Raw genomic sequence first — 21,878 nt, forward strand, 5'->3', positions numbered from 1 at the left:
GGCTTGCCGATCATCGGACGAAGTAGATGACGGCGAACAGGGCGATCCACACGATGTCGACGAAGTGCCAGTAGTAGGACACGACGATCGCCGCGGTCGCCTGCGCAGGCGTGAACTTGGACAGCCTGGTGCGGATGAGCAAGAAGATGAAGGCGACCAGACCGCCGATGACGTGCAGTCCGTGGAAGCCGGTGGCCAGATAGAACACCGACCCGTAGGCACTGCCCGGGATGGTGGTGCCGTGCTCGACGAGGTGGACGTACTCGTAAGCCTGGCCGAGGACGAAGAACAGTCCCATCAGGAAGGTGATGACGTACCACCGGCGCAGGCCGAACACGTCGCCCCGCTCGGCGGCGAACACGCCCATCTGACAGGTGAAGGAGGAGGCGATCAGCACCGCGGTCACCGGTACCGCGAGCCACAAGTTCAGCTCGGTCGGCTCGGGCGGCCAGGCCCCTTGGGCCTGCGCACGCGCGGTGAAGTACATCGCGAACAGACCAGCAAAGAACATCAGCTCACTGGAAAGCCACACAATGGTGCCGACACTGACCATGTTCGGTCTGTTCAGCGAATGTACGCGGGAGGTAATCGCGGTCCCCGAGGTCCCAACAGCGCTCGTCACAGGTGCAAGTATGACGCTTTGTAGTTGATCAACACCACCCGGGTTCGTAATTGAGTTGAAACGTGTCTTGGTATGCAGTCGTGACAGGCTCCGGACGGTGGGTGTGCGGGCGATAGCATCACGGCGTGTCATCCGCTCAGAGCGCATCCGAGAGTCCGTTCACCTGGCCGCTGATCCTCGGCCGTCTGACCACCCACCGGGATCTGGAGCGTGGTCAATCGGCGTGGGCCATGGACCAGATCATGACCGGTTCGGCGACGCCGGCGCAGATCTCCGGCTTCGCGGTGGCGATGCGGATGAAGCGCCCGACGTCGGCGGAGGTCACCGAGCTCGCCGACACCATGCTCAAACACGCCCGCCGGATTCCCGACAGTGCGGTCGGCGCCGACGCCGTCGACATCGTGGGAACCGGGGGCGACGGGTCCAACACGGTGAACCTGTCGACGATGGCCTCGATCGTCACCGCGGCGGCCGGGGTGCCGGTGTTCAAGCACGGCAACCGGGCGGCGTCCTCGCTGTCCGGCGGAGCGGACACCCTGGAGGCGCTCGGGGTGCGCATCGATCTCGGGCCCGAGGAGGTTGCGCGCAGTGTCGCCGAGGTCGGTATCGCCTTTGCGTTCGCGCCGCAGTTCCATCCCTCCTACCGGCACGCCTCGGTGGTCCGTCGCGAGATCGGCGTGCCGACCGTGTTCAACCTGCTCGGTCCGCTGACCAATCCGGCGGCACCGCGGGCCGGTCTGTTCGGCTGTGCCTGGGGGGATCTGGCCGAGGTGATGGCCGGGGTGTTCGCCGCCCGCGGCGCCAGCGCCCTGGTGGTGCACGGTGACGACGGTCTGGACGAACTCACCACCACGACCACCAGCACCATCTGGCGGGTGCAGGCCGGCACGGTCGAGCGCCTCACCCTCGATCCCGCGGCCTTCGGGTTCCGGCGGGCCGATCTGAGCGAACTCGTCGGCGGTGACGCCGAGGCCAACGCCGCCTCGGTGCGGGCGGTGCTCAGCGGCGCCAAGGGGCCGGTGCGGGACGCGGTGGTACTCAACGCCGCCGGCGCGATGGTCGCCCATGCCGGACTCTCCGGTGACGCGCAGTGGGTGCCCGCGTGGCAGTCCGGTCTGGCGCGTGCGGTCGAGGCCATCGATTCCGGTGCCGCAGAACGACTTCTGGCGAACTGGGTGCGGTTCACCCAGAAGGCTGCCGGCTGACTCAGACAGCTCTGGCGTGGGCGCGCCGGGGTTTGTGCACGCCGTACCGATCGTCCAGATCATCTGTGTGGGTGTCTGGCTGCGCGGCGGCCAGGCGCGCCGAACGCGCGGTGGCGGCCCAGTCGGACCACCGGGCCGCCGACCCGATCGGGCTGGCGTACCCGCTGGGGCAACTCACCACCCGGACGCCGGGCCCGGCCAGCCACCGGGTGATCAACGCCGTCTCCTCCACCAGGGCGCCGCCGAGTGGGGCCGTTTGCGGCAGGATCGACTGTGCCGCAAGGGTTATGGCGTCGACGACGGGCATGGGCGGCACCCCGCGGCGTGCGCACCCGGCCGAGGCCAGCTGTCCGTGCCGGATCACGGCCAGCTCCCAGCCGCCGAGCCCGTCGGGCCGCGCCGCGATCAGCTCGTCGACCGCGGCCAGCGCTTGGAGCCGCTGACCACGCCACGTCGTCTCCACGGCGGCCGCGGCGTGATCGCGCAGCCGGGCGGCGGTCTCATAACGGTGCAGGCTCGCCAACGCCTCGATCTGGCTCAGCACGGTGCCGAACGCGGCGCTGTCCACACCGTCGAGCAGATCGGCCGCCCGCTGCGCTGCGCCCGCGTACTGGGCCATATCGGCGCCACGGGTCGCCGGGCATCCGGAGAGCTCGCGTTCCTCGCAGGCGTGGCGCGCGCTGCGGGCCAGCCGCGTGCTGCAGGTTCGTACGCCGGTGCCGCGGGCCAGCACGTCGACGGTCGTGACGGCGTCCGCGCGGGAGGTGAACGGTCCGATCGCGCGCGGACTGCGCGGGGACCGCACCACCGAGAAGCGCGGGAACGCCTCCTCGGTGAGGGTGATCCACCACCACCGGCGCGGGAACTTGGACCGGCGGTTGTACGGCGGGGCATGCGCGGCCAGCAGCCGCAATTCGCGCACCCCGGCCTCCAGCTCGTGCGCACACTCGACATGGTCGACCCGGGTGGCCAGCGCCACCATCTCCTTCATCCGGGTGCGTGGGTCGGCCCCGGTGAAGTACTGGCCGACCCGGCGGCGCAGATTCACCGCGGTGCCGATGTAGAGCACCTCATCGGCGGGTCCGCGGAACAGGTACACGCCCGGCCGGGACGGCACACCGTCGGCCAGGTGGCGCTTGCGACGCTGCGGGGCGGTGGCGTCGGGCAGGTAGGCGCGCAACTCGGGATAGGTGCGCACCCCCTGGTTCCCGACGCGCTCGATGAGCCCGTGCAGCACATCGACGGTCGCGCGGGCGTCGTCGAGTGCCCGGTGGTTCGGGGTGGTGGTGGCCGAGAACAACCGCGCCAGGGCCGAGAGCTTCACGCTGGGCGCCTCGTCACGGGTCAGCACCCGCCGTGCCAGCCGCACCGTGCACAGCACCGGTGGGCGCGGCCAGGTGATGCCCAGTCGCTGCGCCGCGGCCCGCAGGAACCCGATGTCGAATCCCGCATTGTGGGCGACCAGCACCGCGCCCCGGGAGAACTCCAGGAACGCGGGCAGCACGGCGTCGATGCGCGGTGCGTCATGGACCATCGCCGAGGTGATGCCGGTCAGCGAGACGATCTGCGGCGGAATGCTGCGGCCCGGATCGACGAGGGTGGCCAGTTCGCCGAGCACCTCACCGCCGCGGATCTTGACCGCGCCGATCTCGGTGATTGCATCATGGTCGTCGCCGCCGGGAGTGCTGGCGGTGGCGCGGCCGCCGGTGGTCTCCAGGTCCACCACCACGAAGGTGGTGTCGGCCAGCAGCAGATCGGCCATCGGATCCACATCGGCAAAGCTGAGCTGCTGCACACCGGTGACGGTAGGCCCCGACCCTGACAAGCCGGGCCAGCGTGTCGTCGCTCGGCGGGCGTGTCGGTACCCGTCGTTACGGTGCGAAACATGAATCAAGGCCCGATGAACGAACGTGCGATGGAAGAGCCCGATCACGCGCTGGACACCGGCTCGGTGGTGATCGACTGTGATGACTGCGCGGTGCGCGGTCCGGGCTGCCAGGATTGCGTGGTGAGTGTTCTGCTCGGCGTGCCGGAGACTTTGCTGGACGACGAGCGTGAAGCACTCGCGGTGCTCGCCGAGGTCGGGCTGGCGCCCCGGTTACGGCTCGTTCCGATCCATCGGCATGAGCGCCCGGATGGTAGAACTGGTGTGGCGTGAGGACACGCGAGTGACCTCCGGCAACGCCGGTAAGTCCGAATTTAATCCCGGTCGCCTGTTAGGTTCACGTCTTCCGTTGGACAAGCCCGATGCCGTTTCGTAACCTATTCGAGACCTAACAGAAGTTCGTCGCGGCTGAATCGCAGTTGTAAGGACGCAATATCTTGAGGCCTGATCGCACACACCGACGTAAGAGTGGCGTCCGGCGACCCCTGATCGGTGCGTTAGCGGCCCTGACCGTGTTCGGCGGGATCCTCGCCTCCGGCGTGCAGGCCGACCCGGCCGACGATGCACTGGCAAAGCTGAACGAGTTGTCGCATCAGGCCGAGATCGCCACCGAGAACATGCACGCCGCCCAGCTCGATCTCGACACCAAGCTGGTCGCGCAGCGTGCCGCCGAAGAAAAGCACGCCGCCGATATCGCGGCGGTCGAGGCGGCCAAGGCCGATCTCGCAAAATTCCAGACCTCCGTCGACAAGATCGCCGCCGCCCAGTACATGGGCGGCCGCACCGATGGCCTGGATTCCATGCTCACCGCGAGCTCGCCGCAGGTGCTGATCGATCAGCTGGCCGTGCAGCGCGTGATGGCTACCGAGATGTCGGCGCAGATGCAGAACTTCCGGAACACCAACGTGCGGGCCGCGCAGGCCGAATCGGCCTCGGCCCAGTCCGCCGCCAACGCCAAGACCGCCGCCGAGCAGGCCGCCGCGGTGCGTGCGGACCTGCAATCCAAGCAAAGCAAGCTGCAGGTCGAGATCGCCGTCGTCAAGTCGCAGTACGAGGTGCTGACCCCGGCCCAGCGCGAGGCGCTGGCCGCCATCCCGCCGGTGCCGGCTTCGGTCCCGGTGCCGGCTCCGGAGGCTTTGCCGAACAACGACCCCGGCGTGCTGGCCGCCCCGCCCGCAGGTATCCCGCCGGGCGATGTCGCGCCGCCGCCCGCCGCCGCACCCGGCTCGGGCCCGGCCGTGGTGGCCGTGCAGGCCGCACTGACCCGGATCGGTTCGCCCTATTCGTGGGGTGCCGAAGGCCCCGGCGCGTTCGACTGCTCCGGTCTGGTGAAGTGGGCCTTCCAGCAGGCCGGTGTCTCGCTGCCGCACTCCAGCTACGCGCAGGCCGCCGGTGGCCAGGCGGTCTCGACCGATCAGATGCAGCCCGGCGACGTCGTGTCCTACTACTCGGACGCCTCGCACGTCGGCATCTACATCGGTGACGGCATGATGGTGCACGCCTCCACCTTCGGCAAGCCCGTGGTGGTGGCCCCGGTCAACAACGCACCGATCTACAACGTGCGTCGGTACTGAGACACGCACTGTGCGGCGCGCTGACCGCCGCGGTCCTGTTGTCCGGGTGCCAGGCTGAATCACCGCCTGCGCCGCCGGAACCGAGTCCGACGTCGAGTACTGCCGCGACGACCAGCATCTCGCTGCCCGACGGGCGCACCGCGCAGTTGCGCGGGCTCGGCGGTGTGCGCAGCGCGCCGATGATCGAGCGGATCGGCGCCGAACTGCCCGGCGCGGCCGCCGCCGTCACCGCGTTCTGGGGCCCGGACTGGCCGCGCGAGATCGTGGTCGTGGTGACCGAATCCGACGAACAGTTCCGGGTACTGGCCCACGGCAGCCCCGATATCGCCGCGGCCACCACCGCCGACGGCATGGTATTCGCGCCGGGCGCGGCAGCCATGAGTGACACCGCGCTACGGATCGTGGTGCGCCACGAACTGTTCCACTACGCGGCCCGCCCGCACACGGTCGCCGATGCGCCGCTCTGGGTCACCGAGGGTGTCGCCGACTACGTCGGCCGGCCGGCGCCGGGCCCACCCGGGCCCGCACAGGCCGATCTGCTCGCCCGGTTGCCCGAGGACGCCGACCTGCAGACCGAGGGACCGGCACGCTCGCTGGCCTACGACCGGGCCTGGTGGTTCAGCCGCTACGTGGCGCAGCGGTACGGCCCTCAGACATTGCGTGCGCTGTATCTGCGGGCATGCGGTCCCGGCCATCCCGACCCGGCCACCGCCGTTCGCGAGACACTGCACGCGGACCTCGATGAGGTGCTGGCGCAGTGGCGCCGGTGGATGACCGGATAGCGTTGCCGGTCGGTATCGGCGGTGCCGGTAGTGAGGAGAACGATGACACGGGTGTTGTTGGTGACCAACGACTTCCCCCCGCGCCGCGGCGGCATCCAGTCGTACCTGGAGGCCTTCGTCGGGGAACTGACCGCGACGGGTGGCCACGAGCTGACCGTGTACGCGCCCTCGTGGAAGGGCGCCGCTGATTACGACAAGGCGGCCGCCGAGGCATCTGGCTACCGGGTGGTGCGACACCACAGCACCCTGATGGTGCCCGAGCCGACGGTCGCGGGCCGGATGCGCGCCCTGATCGCCGAGCACGGCATCGAGACGGTGTGGTTCGGCGCGGCCGCCCCGCTGGCGTTGCTGTCACCGCTGGCCCGGCGTGCCGGGGCGACCCGGGTGGTGGCCAGCACGCACGGCCATGAGGTCGGCTGGTCGATGTTGCCGCTGGCGCGCAATGCGCTGCGCCGCATCGGCGACGACGCCGACGTCGTCACCTATGTCAGCGGCTATACCCGGGGCCGGTTCGCATCGGCATTCGGCCCGCGGGCGCGCCTGGAGCGACTGTCACCCGGGGTCGACATCGACCGCTTCGCGCCCGATACCGTCTCGCGTGCGCAACTACGCGCCCGCTACGGGCTGGGGGACCGGCCGGTGGTGTTGTGCCTGTCCCGGCTGGTACCGCGCAAGGGCCAGGACATGTTGATCCGCGCGTTCGGCCGGATCCGGCGGCGGGTGCCCGGCGCGGCCCTGGTGATCGTAGGCGGTGGACCGTATCGGGAGAACCTGGAGAAGCTCGCGCAGCGTTCGGGCGTCGCCGACGATGTGCTGTTCACCGGCGCCGTCCCCGGCGCGGAGCTACCGGCCCACCACGCCATGGCCGATGTCTTCGCCATGCCATGCCGCACCCGCGGCGCGGGTCTGGACGTCGAGGGCCTGGGCATCGTGTTCCTGGAGGCCTCGGCATCCGGCGTGCCGGTGGTGGCGGGCCGCTCCGGCGGCGCCCCGGAGACGGTGCGAGACGGTGAGACCGGTTGGGTGGTCGACGGCACCGATGTCGACGCCATCGCCACGGCGGTCAGCGATCTGCTCGCCGACCCCGCCACCGCCACCCGGATGGGGGCGGCGGGGCGGGACTGGGTCGTGCAGAACTGGCAGTGGCGTACCCAGGGCACGCGACTGCAGCGACTGCTGACACCCTGATGCCAGGGGATCAGGCGTAGATCGCCGCGATCTGGTCGGCGAACTTCTCGGCGACCACCTTGCGCTTGACCTTCAGCGTCGGCGTCAGCTCACCGGTGTCCTCGGTGAAGTCGACCGGCAGGATCCGGAACGTGCGGATCGCCTCGGCCTTGGACACCGCCTGGTTGGCCTCCTTGACCGCCAGCTCGACCTCGCCCTTCAGCTCCGGGTCTTCGGTCAGATCCGCCACCGACGCCGACTCGGCCTTGCCGTTGCGCTGTTTCCAGCCGACGAAGGCCTCGGGGTCGATGGTGATCAGCGCGGCGATGAACGGCTGAGCGTCGCCGACCGCCATCGCCTGGCTGATCAGCGGATGCGCGCGCAGCCGGTCCTCCAGCACGGCCGGGGCGACGTTCTTGCCGCCCGCGGTGACGATGATCTCCTTCTTGCGGCCGATGATCGTCAGGAAACCGTCGGCATCGATCGCGCCGAGGTCGCCGGTGTGGAACCAACCGTCGGTGAACGCATCCGCGGTGGCCTGTTCGTTGCGCCAGTAGCCGCCGAACACCACACCGCCGCGCAGCAGCAGCTCATCATCATCGGCGAGCCGCATGCTGTTGCCGGGCAACAACTTTCCGACCGAACCGACCTTGACCGCGCCCACCTGGTTGGCGGTGACGGCGGCGCTGCTCTCGGTCAGTCCGTAGCCCTCGTAGATGGTCAGTCCGACCCCGCGGTAGAAGTGCCCGAGCCGGGCACCCAGCGGTGCGCCACCGGAGATCGCGGCACGGCAGTTGCCGCCGAGCGCGGCCCGCAGCTTGCCATAGACCAGCTTGTCGAACAGCGCGTGCTTGAGCTTCAGGACCAGACCGGGGCCGTTCCCGTCCTGAGCCTTGCTGAACTCGATGGCGGTGTCGGCGGCGATCTCGAAGATGCGGCCCTTGCCGTCGTTGCGCGCGTTCTGCTCGGCGGTGTTGTACACCTTCTCGAAGACCCGCGGCACCGACACCACCAGCGTCGGTTTGAACACCCCGAGGGCGGGCACCAGGTTCTTGATGTCGCTGGTGAAGCCGAGGGTGACCTTGTTGGCGAACGCGCCGATGGTGATCGCCCGGGCCAGCACGTGCGCCAGGGGCAGAAACACCAGCAGCCGCTCACCCTTGCGCAGCAGCGTCGGGAAGGCCGCCTTGGCGCCGCGGATCTCGTAGAGCAGGTTGGAATGGGTGAGCTGGCAGCCCTTGGGCAGGCCGGTGGTGCCCGAGGTGTAGATCAGCGTCGCGGGATCGGTCGACTTGATGGCCCCGACCCGGGCTTCGAGGGCAGCGGCGTCCTTGGTCTGCCCGGCCTTGGCCAGCACGTCGAGGGCGGGCTCGGCAGTGCTGCTCTCGATGCGCAGCACCGCACGCACGTCGGGCAGCTGGTCGGTCAGTTGTTCGACCCGGTCGGCGTGGGCATCGGTCTCGGCGATCACCAGGACCGCGCCCGAATCGTTGAGCACGTGCCGGATCTGCTCGGGGGCCGATGTCTCGTAGATCGGGACGGTGACGGCGCCGATAGACAGGATCGCGAAGTCGAAGATCGGCCATTCGTAGCGGGTTGCCGACAGGAGGGCGACCCGGTCGCCGGCCTGAACGCCGTGGGCGATCAAACCCAAAGCCGCCGAACGGATCTGGGCTGCCGCCTGGGCGCAGGTGACATCGGTCCAGGCGCCGTCGACCAGACGCTGGAAGATCACCTGGTCGGGATCCTCGCGTTCATGTGCATAGACCGAGCTGACGACGGTGTCATACTCGGCGATCTCGAACGATGCCGGAACGGTGAACTCACGCACGATCTTGGCCCCTCGGGTCCTGGTTACGGGTTACTGGCGAGTAAGCCTAATAGGCCGCACGTCGGCCAGGTCACAGTGTTGCCTTTCGGATGTGTGAAGCTATTGGGCGATGAACAGCGTGCAGATCGCCGATGAGACCTTTGTGTGCGCCGACCCGGCCGATGTCGGGCGGGCTGTCGCCGACCCGGCCAGCTGGCGGCGCTGGTGGCCTGATCTGCGGCTCACGGTGGTCGAGGATCGGGGTCCGGCAGGCCAGCGCTGGACCGTGGCGGGCGGTGTGACCGGCACCATGGAGGTGTGGCTGGAGACGATGATGGACGGCGTCATCCTGCACTACTTCCTGCATGCCGAGCCGTCCGGTGGCCGCGCGCAGCTCGATCTGGCAAAGCTCAACCACAGCCGCCGGGTGGCGGGCAAGAGGATGGCCTTCGAGATCAAGACCCGCCTGGAGGCGCAGCGCCCCGTGGGGGTCTCCCGCCTGGCCTGATGCGATCGGCGTGCGACGGGGAGCCGGGCCTGGTGCGGTGAGGGTAGATTTCTGGGCGTGGCGGAGAAGACGGCGCAGACGATTTACATCGAGGCTGATCCCTCGACGGTGATGGACGTGATCGCCGATATCGGCTCTTACCCGGAATGGGTGGCCGAATACAAGGAAACCGAGGTGCTCGACACCGACGGCGCGGGGAACCCGAAGACGGCCCGGCTGGTGCTGGACGCCGCGGTGCTCAAGGACACGATGGTGCTGTCCTATGTCTGGCCCGCCGACCGTCAGTCCGTCACCTGGACTCTGGTCTCCAGTTCTCTGTTGAAGGCGCTGCAGGGCGCGTATCGGTTGTCGCCCAAGGGTTCCGGTACTGATGTGACCTATGAACTCTCCGTCGACCTGGTCATCCCGATGATCGGGCTGCTCAAGCGCAAGGCGGAACGCCGGCTCACCGACACCGCGCTGAAGGATCTCAAGAAGCGAGTCGAGGTGCAGTGATCTGAGTGCGGAGAATTCACCCGCGCCCGCCCGGGTCAGCCTGTTCGTCGGCAAGGGTGGGGTAGGCAAGTCCACGTTGGCCACCGCCACCGCTGTGCGTCATGCGCGCAGCGGTCTGCGGGTGCTCATCGTGTCCACCGACCAGGCCCATTCCACCGGCGATGTGCTGGGTGTCAGCATCGTCCCGACGGGGCGGCGCGAGCCGACCAGGGTGCTGGCCGACCTGGACACCGGGACCGGCGACGGCGGGGGCGGTTTCCTGGACGCGCTGGCCCTGGACACCCTGGCGCTGCTGGAGACACGCTGGCGTGACATCGCCGGTGTCTTGGAGCAGAAGTACCCGCTGTCAGATCTGGGAACCGTTGCTCCTGAAGAGCTTTCGGCGCTACCCGGCGTCCAGGAGGTGCTCGGGCTGCATGAGGTCGGCGAGCTCGCAGACTCCGGCCAATGGGACCACGTGGTGGTGGACTGCGCCTCTACCGCCGATGCGTTGCGGATGCTCACCCTGCCCGCGACCTTCGGCCTCTACCTGGAGCGGGCCTGGCCGCGGCACCGCCGCCTCGCGCAGCCGGCCGCCGACCCGGCCTCGGCCGCCGCGGTGATGTGGGTGGAGCGGATCGCCGACGGCACCGAGAGCCTGTCGGCGCTGCTTGCCGACGCCTCGCGGGTGAGCGCGCATCTGGTGCTCACGGCCGAGCGGGTGGTCGCCGCCGAGGCGGCCCGTACCCTCGGCTCGCTGGCGCTGATGGGCGTGCCCGTCGCCGAGCTGCTGGTCAACCAGATTCTGGTGCAGGACGATTCATTCGAGTATCGGAACCTGCCGGCCCACCCGGCATTCGACTGGTATTCCGAGCGGATCGCCGAGCAGCAGGCAGTGCTCGACGAGCTGGACGCGGCCATCGGCGATGTGAAGCTGGTGCTGGTGCCGCATCTGGCGGGAGAGCCGATCGGACCCAAGGCGCTCGGGGAACTCCTGGATGCCGCCCGGCTGCGGGACGGATCGCCGCCGCCCGGGCCACTGCGCCCGGTGGTGGATCGCGAATCCGGAACCGGCCTCGATACGGTGTACCGGATGCGGATAGAGTTGCCGCAGGTCGACCCCGGTGCGTTGACACTCGGCCGGGTCGACGATGACCTCATCATCGGCTCCGGCGGCATGCGGCGGCGGGTTCGATTGGCCTCGGTGCTGCGCCGCTGCAGCGTGATCGGCGCGCAGTTCCGGGGCGGGGAGTTGACGGTACGTTTCAGACCGAATCCGGAGGTGTGGCCGAAGTGAGCGGGCAACACTCCGACATCCCGCCGGAACTGCGGCAACTGGCCCAGGCGATCCTGGACAAGCTCGATCCGGCGGTGCGGCTGGCGGCCGCACGTGCCGGCGCCGAGGGTGCCGGGCCCGGGCCGTGTCAGCAGGTGTGGTGCCCGGTCTGCGCGCTGGCCGCGCTGGTGAACGGCGAACAGCATCCGCTGCTGTCGGTGATCGCCGAGCACAGCGTGGCGCTGCTGACGGTGGTCCGCGCGATGGTCGGCGATCCGGAGCCGCCCCCACCACCTCCGCCGCCGCCCGCCGAGGGCGATCGGCCGCCCAACGGATTCAGCCGCTACGAGCAGATCCCGGTGACGTTGGACGACTGACGGATCACGTGTGGTCGCACTCACGCAGCCTGGGTACAGTTGTCCCCGTCCGGCCCGGTCTCGGAACCGGGCGACGTTGCAGGAGGGTCCATGTGGTTCTGGTTCTACAAGTACATCTTGATGGGCCCGTTGCTGTCGCTGCTGGGTCGGCCGAAAGTGCAAGGGCTGGAATATGTTCCGGATTCCGGTGCGGTGATCCTGGCCAGTAATCACCTGGCCGTCGCGGACAGCTTCTATTTGCCGCTGGTGCTCAAGCGCCGCATCACCTTCCTGGCTAAGGCCGAGTACTTCACCGGCACCGGCCTCAAGGGCAAGCTGACCAAGTTCTTCTACTCCTCGACCGGCCAGGTGCCGATCGACCGCACCGATGCCGACTCCGCGCTCGCTGCGCTGACGACGGCACAGCGAATTCTCGGCGAGGGCAAATTGCTCGGGATGTACCCCGAGGGAACCCGTTCGCCGGACGGCCGGCTGTACAAGGGCAAGACCGGCCTGGCCCGGGTCGCCCTGGAGAGCGGTGTCCCGGTGATTCCCGTCGCGATGATCGGGACCAACGTCGTCAACCCGCCCGGCAGCAAGATGTGGCATTTCGGCCGCGTCGAGGTCCGTTTCGGCAAGCCGATGGATTTCAGCCGGTTCGAGGGATTGGCCGGTAACCGGTTCATCGAGCGCGCCGTCATCGACGAGGTGATGTACGAGCTGATGCGTCTCGGTGGTCAGGAGTACGTCGACCTGTACGCCGCCGATCTCAAGCTGGCGGCCGAAGAGGCCAAGGCCCCGGCCGCGGTCACCGCGAAGGCCGGTTAGGGCGTCTTCGCCGCGGGCAGCGGGTCAGCGGGTTGGTCGCCCTCGACGGCGGCCGCCGCCGCGGGCACGGTGCCCGCCGCGATGATCACCGCGAGCGCCCACCACAGGTACGAGCCGCCGGCCAGTCGGCGCCACAGTGCGGCCGCGGTCTCCTGATGCTCGGGCATCAGGGTGATCGGCGTCCAGATCGTCAGCGCCAGACCCGCCAGGCCGGCCAGCTCCAGCACCAGATGGTGACGGCGCAGTCCCACCACCACGGTCACCACCACGGTGGGCAGCGCCCATACCCAGTGATGTGACCACGACACCGGGGACACCACGAGGCCGAACATCGCCACGCAGATCACCGCCAGCACCGCCTCGTCGCTCTCGGGGCCGGCGCGCAGCAGTCGCAGCACCGCCCAGACGGTGAGCCCCAGCACCGCGAAGCACAACACGACCCACAGCCCGAAGCGGGCGTCCTCACCGGCGCCGAGCCGGGCCAGCATGCCGGAGATGTTCTGGTTGGTGTTCAGGGTGGCGGACCCGATGCGGTCGGTGTCGCGCAACGTCTCGAACCAGTACACCCAGGAGTCGCGCCAGGCCAGGGCGAACCCGAGCAGGGTGGCTGCCAGCGCCGAGGCCGTGGTCACCAGCAGCGCCCGCACATCGCGGCGCAGCAGGAAATACAGCAGGAAGACCGCCGGTGTCAGCTTGACGGCGATGGCCAGGCCCAGCAGCAGGCCGCGCGGCCACGGTGTGCGGCGCGGCACGCAGTCGGCGATCACCAGGGTCATCAGCACCACGTTGATCTGGCCGAACTCGAAGTTGGCCCGGATCGGTTCCACGAAGATCACCGCGGGGGCCACCAGCGCGGCGGCCAGCCAGCCGCGGCGCGCCCAGGCCGGCGTCCGCAACGACGACGTGTCCCACACCCGCAGCCGGGTCAGCACGATGTGCGTCGAGACGATGAGCAGCACCAGGGTGGTCAGGGTGATCGCGGCGCCGGCCGCGGGCAGTGACAGCCAGGCGAACGGGGCGAACGCGACGGCGGCCAGCGGGGGATAGGTGAACGGCAGGTCCAGCCCGGCCTGGGTCTGGAAGACGGTGGCGTCGTTGTAGAGTTCCGTGCCGTCCAGCCAGGCGCGTCCACCCATCCGGTACACGTCGATATCGATGCGATAGATGGCGTGGCCGAGCAGTCGCCACCCCGCCCAGGCCAGCAAGCCCAGCGTGGCCAGCTGGAACAGCCGCCACAGCAGCACATGGCCGGGCCCGGCCCGCCCGATGGCAGATGGCCCAGCCGGCCCGTCGGGCGTCCACCGAATCCTCATTTCGCCGACCAGCCTATCGGGGGCCGGCGACGCGATGGACGGCACACGGCGGCCGATGCCGCAGAGCCGGTACCGACCGGCGTATCTTCTCGACCGTGCATCTGAACGTCCAGCTGGACTTCATCACCGGGGACCGCCTACCACTACTGTGCTGCCTGATCGCTTTCATCCTGACGTTCTTCGTGACCCGTCTGATCGTCCGCTACATCCGCAGCCACCCCGGCACCGACGCGCCGCGCAAATGGTGGCAACCGCGCAACATGTCCGTCGGCGGCGGCGTTCACCTGCACCATGTGGTGATCGGCGTCGTGCTGGTGATGGTGTCCGGGGTGGCCATGGTGACGCTGGCGGTCAGCGGAGGGGTCGCGGAGTTCACGGTCGCCGCAATCTTTTTCGGTATCGGGGCGGCATTGGTGCTCGACGAGTTCGCGCTGATCCTGCACCTGCAGGACGTGTATTGGGCCGAGGACGGCCGGACCTCGGTGGACGCGGTGTTCGTGGCGATCGCCGTGGCGGGCCTGCTCATCCTCGGGTTCAACCCGCTGTCCTTCTTCGATATCAACATCTGGCGGGCCGATGACACCCTGGCGGCCCGAGCGCTGGTCATCGTGCTGGCGGTGCTGACGCTGGCGCTGGCGGTGGTGGTGCTGCTCAAGGGCAAGGTGTGGACCGGTCTGGTGGGGATGTTCATCACCCCGTTGCTGTTCATCGGCGCGCTGCGGCTGTCCCGGCCGCACGCGCCGTGGGCCCGCTGGCGCTACACGACGCGACCCCGCAAGATGCACACGGCGCTGGAACGGGAACGCAGGTTGCGCCGGCCGGTGGTGCAGGCGAAGTTATGGGTGCAGCACGTGGTCGCCGGCGAACCGCACTTCCCGGACGATGCCAAGGTCAACGAGGAACTGGACCGCGAGATCCATGCCGCGCCGGCACCGCCCGCCCCCAGCCAGGGAGTTGCTTGATCCATGCGCTTTTTCTATGACACCGAATTCATCGACAACGGTCGCACCATCGAGCTCATCTCGATCGGGGTGGCCGCCGAGGACGGCCGCGAGTATTACGCGGTGTCCAACGAATTCCCGCCGGAGCAGGCGGGCAAGTGGGTCCGCACCCATGTGCTGCCGAAACTCCCGCCGCCGTCATCGCAACTGTGGCGCTCACGCAGGCAGATCCGGGAGGACCTGGAGGAGTTCTTCGGCATCGACGGTGACGAGGCGATCGAACTGTGGGCCTGGGTGGCGGCCTATGACCATGTGGTGCTGTGCCAACTGTGGGGGCCGATGACCAGCCTGCCGCCGCAGATCCCCCGGTTCACCCGGGAGCTGCGGCAGTACTGGGAGGAGCGCGGCAGCCCGCGGATGCCGCCGCGCCCCCGCGACACCCACGACGCACTCGTCGACGCCAAGCACAACCTGCGGCGCTTCCAGATCATGACCGAGAACGACGACGACTACGCCCGGTGGGCCGCCGGTCGCTGATGGCTACCATGGAGCGGTGAACTGGACCGTCGACGTGCCCATCGACCAGCTGCCCGCGCTCCCGCCACTGCCCGAGGACCTGCGCCAGCGCCTCGATTCCGCACTGGCCAAGCCGGCGCTGCAGCAGCCCAGCTGGGATGCCGGTCAGGCCAAGGCGATGCGCACGGTGCTGGAGAGCGTCCCGCCGGTGACGGTGCCCTCGGAGGTCGAGAAGCTCAAGACCCAGCTCGCCGCCGTCGCCCGGGGTGAGGCGTTCCTGCTGCAGGGCGGCGACTGCGCCGAGACGTTCGTGGACAACACCGAACCGCATATCCGCGCCAACATCCGGACCCTGCTGCAGATGGCCGTGGTGCTGACCTACGGCGCCAGCATGCCGGTGGTCAAGGTGGCCCGGATCGCGGGCCAGTACGCCAAGCCACGCTCCTCGGACACCGACGCGCTGGGCCTGAAGTCCTACCGCGGCGACATGATCAACGGGTTCGCCCCCGACGACGCCGTCCGCCAGCACGACCCGTCCCGATTGGTACGTGCGTACGCGAATGCCAGTGCCGCGATGAACCTCGTTCGTGCGCTGACCTCCTCGGGGATGGCGTCGCTGCAGGCGGTGCACGACTGGAATCGCGAGTTCGTGCGTACCTCGCCCGCCGGGGCCCGGTACGAGGCGCTGGCCGGTGAGATCGACCGCGGGCTGCGCTTCATGACGGCGTGCGGGGTCAACGACCGCAACCTGGACACCGCCGAGATCTACGCCAGCCACGAGGCGCTGGTGCTCGACTACGAGCGCGCGATGCTGCGGATGGACTCCGGTGCCGCGCCGGACTCGACCGACGAGCCCAAGCTCTACGACCTGTCCGCGCACTACCTGTGGATCGGTGAGCGCACCCGGCAGATCGACGGCGCCCATGTGGCGCTGGCCGAGGTGATCTCCAACCCGATCGGTATCAAGATCGGCCCGACCACCTCGCCGGAGCTGGCCGTCGAATACGTGGAACGGCTGGACCCCCGCAACGAACCGGGCCGGCTGACCCTGATCAGCCGGATGGGCAACGGCAAGGTGCGCGACGTGCTGCCGGCCATCATCGAGAAGGTGCAGGCCTCCGGGCATCAGGTGATCTGGCAGTGCGACCCGATGCACGGCAACACCCACGAGTCCTCGACCGGCTACAAGACCCGGCACTTCGACCGCATCGTCGACGAGGTGCAGGGATTCTTCGAGGTGCACCACGCGCTGGGCACCCACCCGGGCGGTATCCATGTCGAGATCACCGGTGAGAACGTCACCGAATGTCTCGGTGGCGCACAGGACATCTCCGATTCCGATCTGGCCGGCCGCTACGAGACGGCCTGCGATCCGCGGCTGAACACCCAGCAGTCCCTGGAGCTGGCGTTCCTGGTCGCGGAGATGCTGCGCGGTTAGTCAGATCGGATCCGGCGGGCCGGCGCGGAGCGACCCGGGGTCAGATGAGGTTGGGCAGATTGTTGCCCAGCGTCCAGGCGCCCATCGCCAGCAGTCCGGCCAGGATGAGCACGATGACCACCCAGGCCGCCAGCACCCGCTTGCTGCGCTGCCGGGCCCAGTGGAAATGCTCGAGTTCTATATCGGCGAATTGGCCTGTGACGGAGTGATATTCGGCTTCGTCTCGCAGGGGGTCGGCCGGCATCGGTAGTTCGGCCGGCGTGAACACCCTGGTGTCGCGGCGCGGGTCCGGCTGGCGGACCGTCTCGGTGCTGCGGTCCTGCAGCATCCGGCTGTGGAATTCGGTGGCGGCGCGGTGCTGGGCCGACTGGTTCGGTGCCGGAACCCGGAATGCGGGCAGCCCGAGTTCGTCGATCACCTCGCCCAGCGCATCGCCCAGTTCCGCGGCGTCGGCGAACCGGGCGGCCGGGTCGCGTTCGGTGGCCCGGCGGATCAGTTCGTCGAACTGTGCGGGCACCCCGGCGATGGCCGAACTCGGCGGCGGCACATCGTTGTCCATCCGCTGGTAGGCCACCGACAGCGCGGTGTCCCCGGTGAACGGGGTGCGCCCGGTGAGCAGTTCGTAGGCCAGGATGCCCACCGCGTACACATCGCTGCGGGGGTCCGCATCGCCGGAGCCGACCTGCTCGGGGGACAGGTACGCGGCGGTGCCGAGAATGACGCTGGTAGAGGTGATTCCGGCCTCGGCGACGGCCCGCACCAGGCCGAAATCGGCGATCTTGACCTCGCCGTCATCGGAGATCAGCACGTTCTCCGGTTTCACATCGCGGTGCACCAGCCCCGCGGCGTGTGCGACGGCCAGCCCCTTGCAGATCGGCGTCATCACCGCGGCGACCGCGTGCGGCGGCATCGGCCCGCGTTCGCGCAGCAGCTCACGCAGGGTGCCCCCATCGACCAGTTCCATCACCAGAAACGGCGGCTCGTCGCCGGGGGCTCCGCCGCCCTGGTCGTACACCGCCACCAGGCCGTCACCCTTGAGCCGCGCCACCGCCTTGGCCTCGCGCTGGAACCGGGTGAGGAACTGGACATCCCCGGAATAGCGCGAGTCCATCACCTTGAGCGCGACCGGCCGGTCCAGCCGGGTGTCCAGGCCGCGGTACACCGTGGACATCCCGCCGGTGGCGATCACGGCGTCGACCCGGTAGCGCCCTTCCAGCGCGGCGCCGATGAGCGGGTCGGCTCGCTGGTAGGTCTCCATCGAAGTCATGGTACGGATCTCGATGACTCCGCTTAGAATCTGTGCGGTGAGCATCCCGGCGGCCAAAGACATCCTCGACCCCGACGAAATCGTCCTCGAACTGGCCGAGGTGTCGAAGCTTCTCGGCGTCTCGGTCACCAAGGTGCATCAGCATCTGCGCGACGGTCACCTGATGGCGGTGCGCCGCAATGGCTCCCTCGTCGTGCCGAAGGTGTTCTTCGACGAGAAGGGCGCCGTGGTCAAGCCCCTTGCGGGTCTGCTCGTGGTCCTCAAGGACGGCGGTTTCGACGTCACCGAGGCGATGCGCTGGTTGTTCACCCCGGATCCATCGTTGACGCTGAGCCGGGACGGCAGCACCGAACGCCTGGAGAACGCCAGGCCGGTGGACGCGTTGCGTTCCCATCAGGCCCGCGAGGTGCTGCGGCGCGCGCAGGCTATGGCCTACTGACCGGGCACCGGTCGTGGCCTACTGACCGGATGCCGGTCGCTACTGACCGGATGCCGGTCGCTACTGACCGCAGGTTCCTCGGGGGCCCGCGACAGCGAGTACCAGGCCGCCACCGCACACGCCGTGGCCAGCGCCACGTGAATCCACGAGTACATGCCGTGCGAGCCGTCGGGTTTGAAGATCACCATGATCCATGTCGAGAAGCCGGCGATCAGCGCGATCGCGGCGCGGCTCTGCCACAGCGTCGAGAGCACCGCCAGCGGCCAGGTGTAGTACCAGGGCAGCGCGGCGGGTACGAACAGCACCACCACGCCGAGCGCCAGGGTGATACCGGTCAGCGCATCGCGGTCGGTGTGCCGGAAACGCCACCACAACAACGGAAGTGAGATCGCGATGATCGCGATTCCGATGATGCGGGTGACTTCGAGCACCGCGTAGAAATTGACCGGCATGACCAGTCCGCCGACGGCGTTGATCAGGTTGGCCGTCGCGGTGGGCAGGGTGAGCCAGTTGATGATCTTCACCGAACCGGCCAGTGCGGTCAGCCAACCCAGGCCGACCCCGGCCAGCAGGGACAGCACGGCGAACACCGCCCCGAAGATCGCCACCGACGCCGCGGTCGCGAAGGCGAAGGCCGGCACCGGACGGTACCCGCGGGTGTCGCGCAGTCGCCGCATCCAGACCCACACCATGAACGGTAGGGCGATACCCGCGGTCGCCTTGACCGCGACCGCGGTGGCGATGAAACCCACCCCGATGATCGGTCTTCCACCGAAGGTCAGCGCGATGGCGGCCATCATCAGCCCGACCATCAGCATCTCGTTGTGCACGCCCCCCATGAGGTGGATGATCACCAGCGGATTCAGCACGCAGATCCATAGGGCCGCAGCCGAGTTGGCGCCGATATGGCGAGCGATCCGGGGCGTCGCCCAGATCAGCAGGGCCAGCCCCGGCAGCATGCACAGCCGCAGCAGCATGGTGCCCTCGACGACATTGTTGCCGACGATCATCGTGACGAACTTCGCCACCAGGATGAACGCCGGTCCGTACGGGGCGGTGGTGGTGGTCCAGATCGGGCTCACATCGTCGAGCAGCGAGTTCTGGTTCTCGATCGGGCCCACGACGTAGGGGTCGAAACCGTCCCGTAGCAGTGCGCCCTGGGCCAGATAGGAATAGGTGTCGCGGCTGAAGACCGGCGCGCTCAGCAGCAGCGGCGCCAACCAGAAGCCGGTGGTCGCCAGCATCGTGTACTGGCTCGCGGTGCCATCGACGACGCGCCGGCCCAGCCACATCCAGGCCAGCAGCATCAGCGCGACACCGCCCCACAGCAGGACCGAGGACAGCACCAGGCCGTGGCCGAATCGCAGCCAGGACATGTGCAGGGACTCCAGCAGCGGATCGTGCAGGCGGGTGCTGCCCGCGCCGAGACCGCCGGCGGTGATCAGCGCGGCGCCGAGAAAACCCAGCCGGGCCGGCCGCGCCTCGGGCGATGCGGCGAAGACCAGCAGGCGGGAAAGCTGCGTGCGCAGACCACGTCTCGTGGACTCGACCGATGCCGGGGTGGTCATCTCCTCAGGCGGACCGGTTCGACGCCAGACTGGCCAGCTCGGCGAGGCCGATCTTGGCCTGCGGATCGATCTGGGCCTCGTTGAGCGTCTCGATGGCGCGGCGGTTCAGCATTTCGATGCGGCTCTCCACGGCGGCCAGCGCACCGACCGATTCGATGGCCATGCACACCTCTTTGACGGCCACGTCGGTCAACTCGGTGCCGATCGACTCGCGCAGCAGCTTCGCCGCCGCCGGGTCGCTGCGTTCGGCGAGTTCGACCGCCTCGGCCAACAACACCGTGCGCTTGCCGGAACGCAGGTCGTCACCGGACGGCTTCCCGGTGACCTGCGGATCGCCGAAAACGCCGAGCACGTCATCGCGCAGCTGGAAGGCGACGCCGAGGTCGGTGCCGATCTGGTGGAACACGGCCTGCACATCGGGCCGGTCGGCCGCGGCGGCCGCTCCGAGCTGCAGTGGGCGCGAGACCGTGTAGGAGGCGGTCTTGTAGGTGTTGACGTTCATCGCCGACGCCACCGAGTCCGCACCGCTGGATTCCGCCACGATGTCGAGGTATTGCCCGCCCAGGACCTCGGTGCGGATATCGGCCCACACCTTGTGCACCCGGACGTGTGCGTCGGCGGGCAGGTCGGCGGTCGCGACGATGTCATCGGCCCACACCAGGGACAGGTCACCGAGCAGGATCGCGGCCGACAGGCCGAACTGCTCGGACGAGCCGAGCCAGCTGTTGGTGCGGTGCCGGTCGGCGAAATGCCGGTGCACGGTCGGAAGTCCGCGGCGGGTCGCCGAGGCATCGATGACGTCGTCGTGGGCCAGCGCGCAGGCGTGCAGCAGTTCCAGCGCGGAGAAGAGCCGCAGGGCCTGTGCGTCGGACTGCCTGTCTTCGCCGGCCACCGCGCGCCAGCCCCAGTAGGCGAAGGCGGGTCGCACGCGTTTGCCGCCGCGGAGGACGAATTCTTCGAGGGCCGCCGTCAGCTCGGCGTACTCGGGACCGATGTAGGCGGAATCGCGTCGGCGTTCGGCCAGATACTGCCGAAGCTGCTCGACGACGGCGTTCACCAACTCGGCGGCCGACGGTGCCGCTGTGTACACGCTCAGCGGTCGCCCCTTTCTGATCCCGATTTGCTCCCCCGAGCGTCTTCAGCGTAGAGCGTCGCCGGTGCCCCATGGCAGTCAGGCACGCCTACAACCACGCAATTATGCGGTCGTCAGGCCAAATGTGCGCGGTGGCCCGTGTCAGTCGGCGCCGATCTTCGGGGACTGGTCGCGGCTCACCCAGGCGACCGAGGCGAGGATGCCCGCCACGATCAGCGATCCGACGCCCAGCCAGATCGCCGCACCGGTGAACGATCGCGCGCTGGGATCGGTATAGCGGGCCTGGGCGTTCATCGTGGTCACGACGCCGGGCTTGAGCTTCCATTCGACGACGTCGCTGGATATCTGGTCGCCATTGGTGGAGGTCACCTCGCCGGGAAAGGAAACACTCAGCGAGACGTCGGCCTCGGGGTCGCTCACCGAGGTGAGGTCCACCCGTCCCTCCAGGATCACCAGGTTGCCGGCGCGCCGCAGGGAGATGTCCACCCCGGCGGCGTCACGGTTCATGTTCGCCAGCTGCGGCAACTCGGCGAAGGTCAGGTCGGAGAACACCGCCTGGGAGCCGACGTAATCGCCGCGCTCGTACCGCGAGACCGCCACCTTGTTGCTGAACGGCAAGGAGTTCAGCAACTGCGGCCCCTTGTCATCGTCGTCGCGCGGGATGGCGGCGGCGACGATCTGACCGGACACCCGGTCATCGGGGGACACCGTGATCGAGGCGCGTACCCGGACACATCCGACGGCCAGCGGGACGAGGATCAACAGCAGCAGGACCAGGGCGGGAAGCCGGTGGCGGCGGGGGCGCGCATGCACCTG

At 68.8% G+C, this 21,878-nt stretch carries 22 protein-coding genes; 14 read left to right on the forward strand and 8 right to left on the reverse strand.

The window, feature by feature from the left end:
* Positions 1-10: 10 nt before the first annotated feature.
* Positions 11-622 (reverse strand): aa3-type cytochrome oxidase subunit III, encoded by a 612-nt coding sequence (gene ctaE / locus EXE63_RS26795; RefSeq protein WP_168144446.1) that lies wholly within the window; start codon positions 620-622, stop codon positions 11-13.
* Positions 623-747: 125 nt separating this feature from the next.
* Here ctaE and trpD point away from each other — a divergent pair, with 125 nt between their 5' ends.
* Positions 748-1,827, forward strand: a complete 1,080-nt coding sequence (gene trpD / locus EXE63_RS26800) for an anthranilate phosphoribosyltransferase (RefSeq protein ID WP_168144447.1) — start codon at positions 748-750, stop codon at positions 1,825-1,827.
* 1 nt (position 1,828) lies between these two features.
* On the opposite strand, the gene EXE63_RS26805 is transcribed toward trpD, so the two are convergent.
* Positions 1,829-3,622 carry a DEDD exonuclease domain-containing protein gene (locus tag EXE63_RS26805; RefSeq protein WP_168144448.1) on the reverse strand — a complete coding sequence of 598 codons (1,794 nt, stop codon included), beginning with the start codon at positions 3,620-3,622 and terminating at the stop codon, positions 1,829-1,831.
* Between the two features lie 90 nt (positions 3,623-3,712).
* Between EXE63_RS26805 and EXE63_RS26810 the strand changes: the two genes are divergently transcribed.
* The 4 genes from EXE63_RS26810 to EXE63_RS26825 all read left to right on the forward strand — a co-directional run bounded on the left by EXE63_RS26810 (position 3,713) and on the right by EXE63_RS26825 (position 7,256).
* A complete protein-coding gene (locus tag EXE63_RS26810; RefSeq protein WP_372513080.1) occupies positions 3,713-3,985 on the forward strand; it encodes a hypothetical protein in 273 nt (90 codons plus the stop codon).
* A gap of 164 nt (positions 3,986-4,149) precedes the next feature.
* The gene (gene ripC, locus EXE63_RS26815) at positions 4,150-5,286 is read left to right on the forward strand and encodes a peptidoglycan hydrolase RipC (RefSeq protein ID WP_168144449.1); all 1,137 of its coding nucleotides are present in this window, start codon (positions 4,150-4,152) and stop codon (positions 5,284-5,286) included.
* Positions 5,287-5,324: 38 nt separating this feature from the next.
* A complete protein-coding gene (locus EXE63_RS26820) occupies positions 5,325-6,068 on the forward strand; it encodes a peptidase (RefSeq protein WP_210000032.1) in 744 nt (247 codons plus the stop codon).
* A 42-nt stretch (positions 6,069-6,110) separates the two neighbouring features.
* Positions 6,111-7,256, forward strand: coding sequence for a glycosyltransferase family 4 protein (locus EXE63_RS26825; protein ID WP_168144450.1), 1,146 nt, complete (start codon positions 6,111-6,113; stop codon positions 7,254-7,256).
* Positions 7,257-7,266: 10 nt separating this feature from the next.
* On the opposite strand, the gene EXE63_RS26830 is transcribed toward EXE63_RS26825, so the two are convergent.
* A complete protein-coding gene (locus EXE63_RS26830; protein WP_168144451.1) occupies positions 7,267-9,066 on the reverse strand; it encodes an AMP-dependent synthetase/ligase in 1,800 nt (599 codons plus the stop codon).
* Positions 9,067-9,175: 109 nt separating this feature from the next.
* Between EXE63_RS26830 and EXE63_RS26835 the strand changes: the two genes are divergently transcribed.
* The 5 genes from EXE63_RS26835 (at position 9,176) to EXE63_RS26855 (ending at position 12,487) form a co-directional block, all read left to right on the forward strand.
* The gene (locus tag EXE63_RS26835) at positions 9,176-9,553 is read left to right on the forward strand and encodes an SRPBCC family protein (RefSeq protein WP_168144452.1); all 378 of its coding nucleotides are present in this window, start codon (positions 9,176-9,178) and stop codon (positions 9,551-9,553) included.
* A gap of 57 nt (positions 9,554-9,610) precedes the next feature.
* Complete coding sequence (locus tag EXE63_RS26840; protein WP_168144453.1) at positions 9,611-10,048, forward strand: SRPBCC family protein; 438 nt, start codon at positions 9,611-9,613, stop codon at positions 10,046-10,048.
* 1 nt (position 10,049) lies between these two features.
* Positions 10,050-11,324: an ArsA family ATPase gene (locus EXE63_RS26845; protein WP_168145795.1), complete on the forward strand. Its 1,275-nt coding sequence runs from the start codon at positions 10,050-10,052 to the stop codon at positions 11,322-11,324.
* The gene (locus tag EXE63_RS26850; protein WP_168144454.1) at positions 11,321-11,680 is read left to right on the forward strand and encodes a hypothetical protein; all 360 of its coding nucleotides are present in this window, start codon (positions 11,321-11,323) and stop codon (positions 11,678-11,680) included. The genes EXE63_RS26845 and EXE63_RS26850 overlap by 4 nt, the downstream gene beginning before the upstream one ends.
* A 90-nt stretch (positions 11,681-11,770) precedes the next feature.
* Entirely contained in the window at positions 11,771-12,487 is a 717-nt protein-coding gene (locus EXE63_RS26855; protein ID WP_168144455.1) for a lysophospholipid acyltransferase family protein, read from the forward strand.
* Here EXE63_RS26855 and EXE63_RS26860 read toward each other — a convergent pair.
* Positions 12,484-13,800, reverse strand: a complete 1,317-nt coding sequence (locus tag EXE63_RS26860) for a glycosyltransferase 87 family protein (protein WP_168144456.1) — start codon at positions 13,798-13,800, stop codon at positions 12,484-12,486. The two genes, EXE63_RS26855 and EXE63_RS26860, sit on opposite strands and share 4 nt — an antisense overlap.
* Before the next feature lie 95 nt (positions 13,801-13,895).
* On the opposite strand from EXE63_RS26860, the gene EXE63_RS26865 reads away from it, so the two are divergent.
* From EXE63_RS26865 to EXE63_RS26875, 3 genes are read left to right on the forward strand one after another with little or no spacing between them, the layout of a single operon-like run.
* A complete protein-coding gene (locus EXE63_RS26865) occupies positions 13,896-14,762 on the forward strand; it encodes a hypothetical protein (protein ID WP_168144457.1) in 867 nt (288 codons plus the stop codon).
* 3 nt (positions 14,763-14,765) lie between these two features.
* Positions 14,766-15,278, forward strand: a complete 513-nt coding sequence (locus EXE63_RS26870) for a polyadenylate-specific 3'-exoribonuclease AS (RefSeq protein ID WP_105365624.1) — start codon at positions 14,766-14,768, stop codon at positions 15,276-15,278.
* Between the two features lie 16 nt (positions 15,279-15,294).
* Positions 15,295-16,695, forward strand: coding sequence for a class II 3-deoxy-7-phosphoheptulonate synthase (locus EXE63_RS26875; RefSeq protein WP_168144458.1), 1,401 nt, complete (start codon positions 15,295-15,297; stop codon positions 16,693-16,695).
* Between the two features lie 40 nt (positions 16,696-16,735).
* Here EXE63_RS26875 and EXE63_RS26880 read toward each other — a convergent pair whose 3' ends face one another.
* Positions 16,736-17,962, reverse strand: coding sequence for a protein kinase domain-containing protein (locus EXE63_RS26880; RefSeq protein WP_168144459.1), 1,227 nt, complete (start codon positions 17,960-17,962; stop codon positions 16,736-16,738).
* A 37-nt stretch (positions 17,963-17,999) separates the two neighbouring features.
* On the opposite strand from EXE63_RS26880, the gene EXE63_RS26885 reads away from it, so the two are divergent.
* A complete protein-coding gene (locus EXE63_RS26885) occupies positions 18,000-18,401 on the forward strand; it encodes an Rv2175c family DNA-binding protein (protein WP_264056590.1) in 402 nt (133 codons plus the stop codon).
* On the opposite strand, the gene EXE63_RS26890 is transcribed toward EXE63_RS26885, so the two are convergent.
* The 3 genes from EXE63_RS26890 to EXE63_RS26900 all read right to left on the reverse strand — a co-directional run bounded on the left by EXE63_RS26890 (position 18,395) and on the right by EXE63_RS26900 (position 21,875).
* Positions 18,395-19,969: an alpha-(1->6)-mannopyranosyltransferase A gene (locus tag EXE63_RS26890; RefSeq protein ID WP_234904283.1), complete on the reverse strand. Its 1,575-nt coding sequence runs from the start codon at positions 19,967-19,969 to the stop codon at positions 18,395-18,397. The two genes, EXE63_RS26885 and EXE63_RS26890, sit on opposite strands and share 7 nt — an antisense overlap.
* Positions 19,970-19,973: 4 nt before the next feature.
* Positions 19,974-21,059 (reverse strand): bifunctional (2E,6E)-farnesyl/geranyl diphosphate synthase, encoded by a 1,086-nt coding sequence (idsA2, locus tag EXE63_RS26895; RefSeq protein WP_168144461.1) that lies wholly within the window; start codon positions 21,057-21,059, stop codon positions 19,974-19,976.
* A 144-nt stretch (positions 21,060-21,203) separates the two neighbouring features.
* Positions 21,204-21,875 (reverse strand): LppM family (lipo)protein, encoded by a 672-nt coding sequence (locus EXE63_RS26900; protein WP_168144462.1) that lies wholly within the window; start codon positions 21,873-21,875, stop codon positions 21,204-21,206.
* Positions 21,876-21,878: the final 3 nt, after the last annotated feature.

Source organism: Mycolicibacterium frederiksbergense (genome assembly GCF_012223425.1).
In the GTDB taxonomy this organism is placed as follows: domain Bacteria; phylum Actinomycetota; class Actinomycetes; order Mycobacteriales; family Mycobacteriaceae; genus Mycobacterium; species Mycobacterium frederiksbergense.

Excerpts from the sequence above, each read along its gene's own strand:
- EXE63_RS26825 (WP_168144450.1), top strand. The coding sequence starts at position 6,111 with ATGACACGGGTGTTGTTGGTGACCAACGACTTCCCCCCGCGCCGCGGC.
- EXE63_RS26870 (WP_105365624.1), top strand. The coding sequence starts at position 14,766 with ATGCGCTTTTTCTATGACACCGAATTCATCGACAACGGTCGCACCATC.
- EXE63_RS26890 (WP_234904283.1), bottom strand. The coding sequence starts at position 19,969 with ATGACCACCCCGGCATCGGTCGAGTCCACGAGACGTGGTCTGCGCACG.
- EXE63_RS26860 (WP_168144456.1), bottom strand. The coding sequence starts at position 13,800 with ATGAGGATTCGGTGGACGCCCGACGGGCCGGCTGGGCCATCTGCCATC.
- EXE63_RS26810 (WP_372513080.1), top strand. The coding sequence starts at position 3,713 with ATGAATCAAGGCCCGATGAACGAACGTGCGATGGAAGAGCCCGATCAC.
- EXE63_RS26855 (WP_168144455.1), top strand. The coding sequence starts at position 11,771 with ATGTGGTTCTGGTTCTACAAGTACATCTTGATGGGCCCGTTGCTGTCG.
- EXE63_RS26835 (WP_168144452.1), top strand. The coding sequence starts at position 9,176 with ATGAACAGCGTGCAGATCGCCGATGAGACCTTTGTGTGCGCCGACCCG.
- EXE63_RS26880 (WP_168144459.1), bottom strand. The coding sequence starts at position 17,962 with ATGACTTCGATGGAGACCTACCAGCGAGCCGACCCGCTCATCGGCGCC.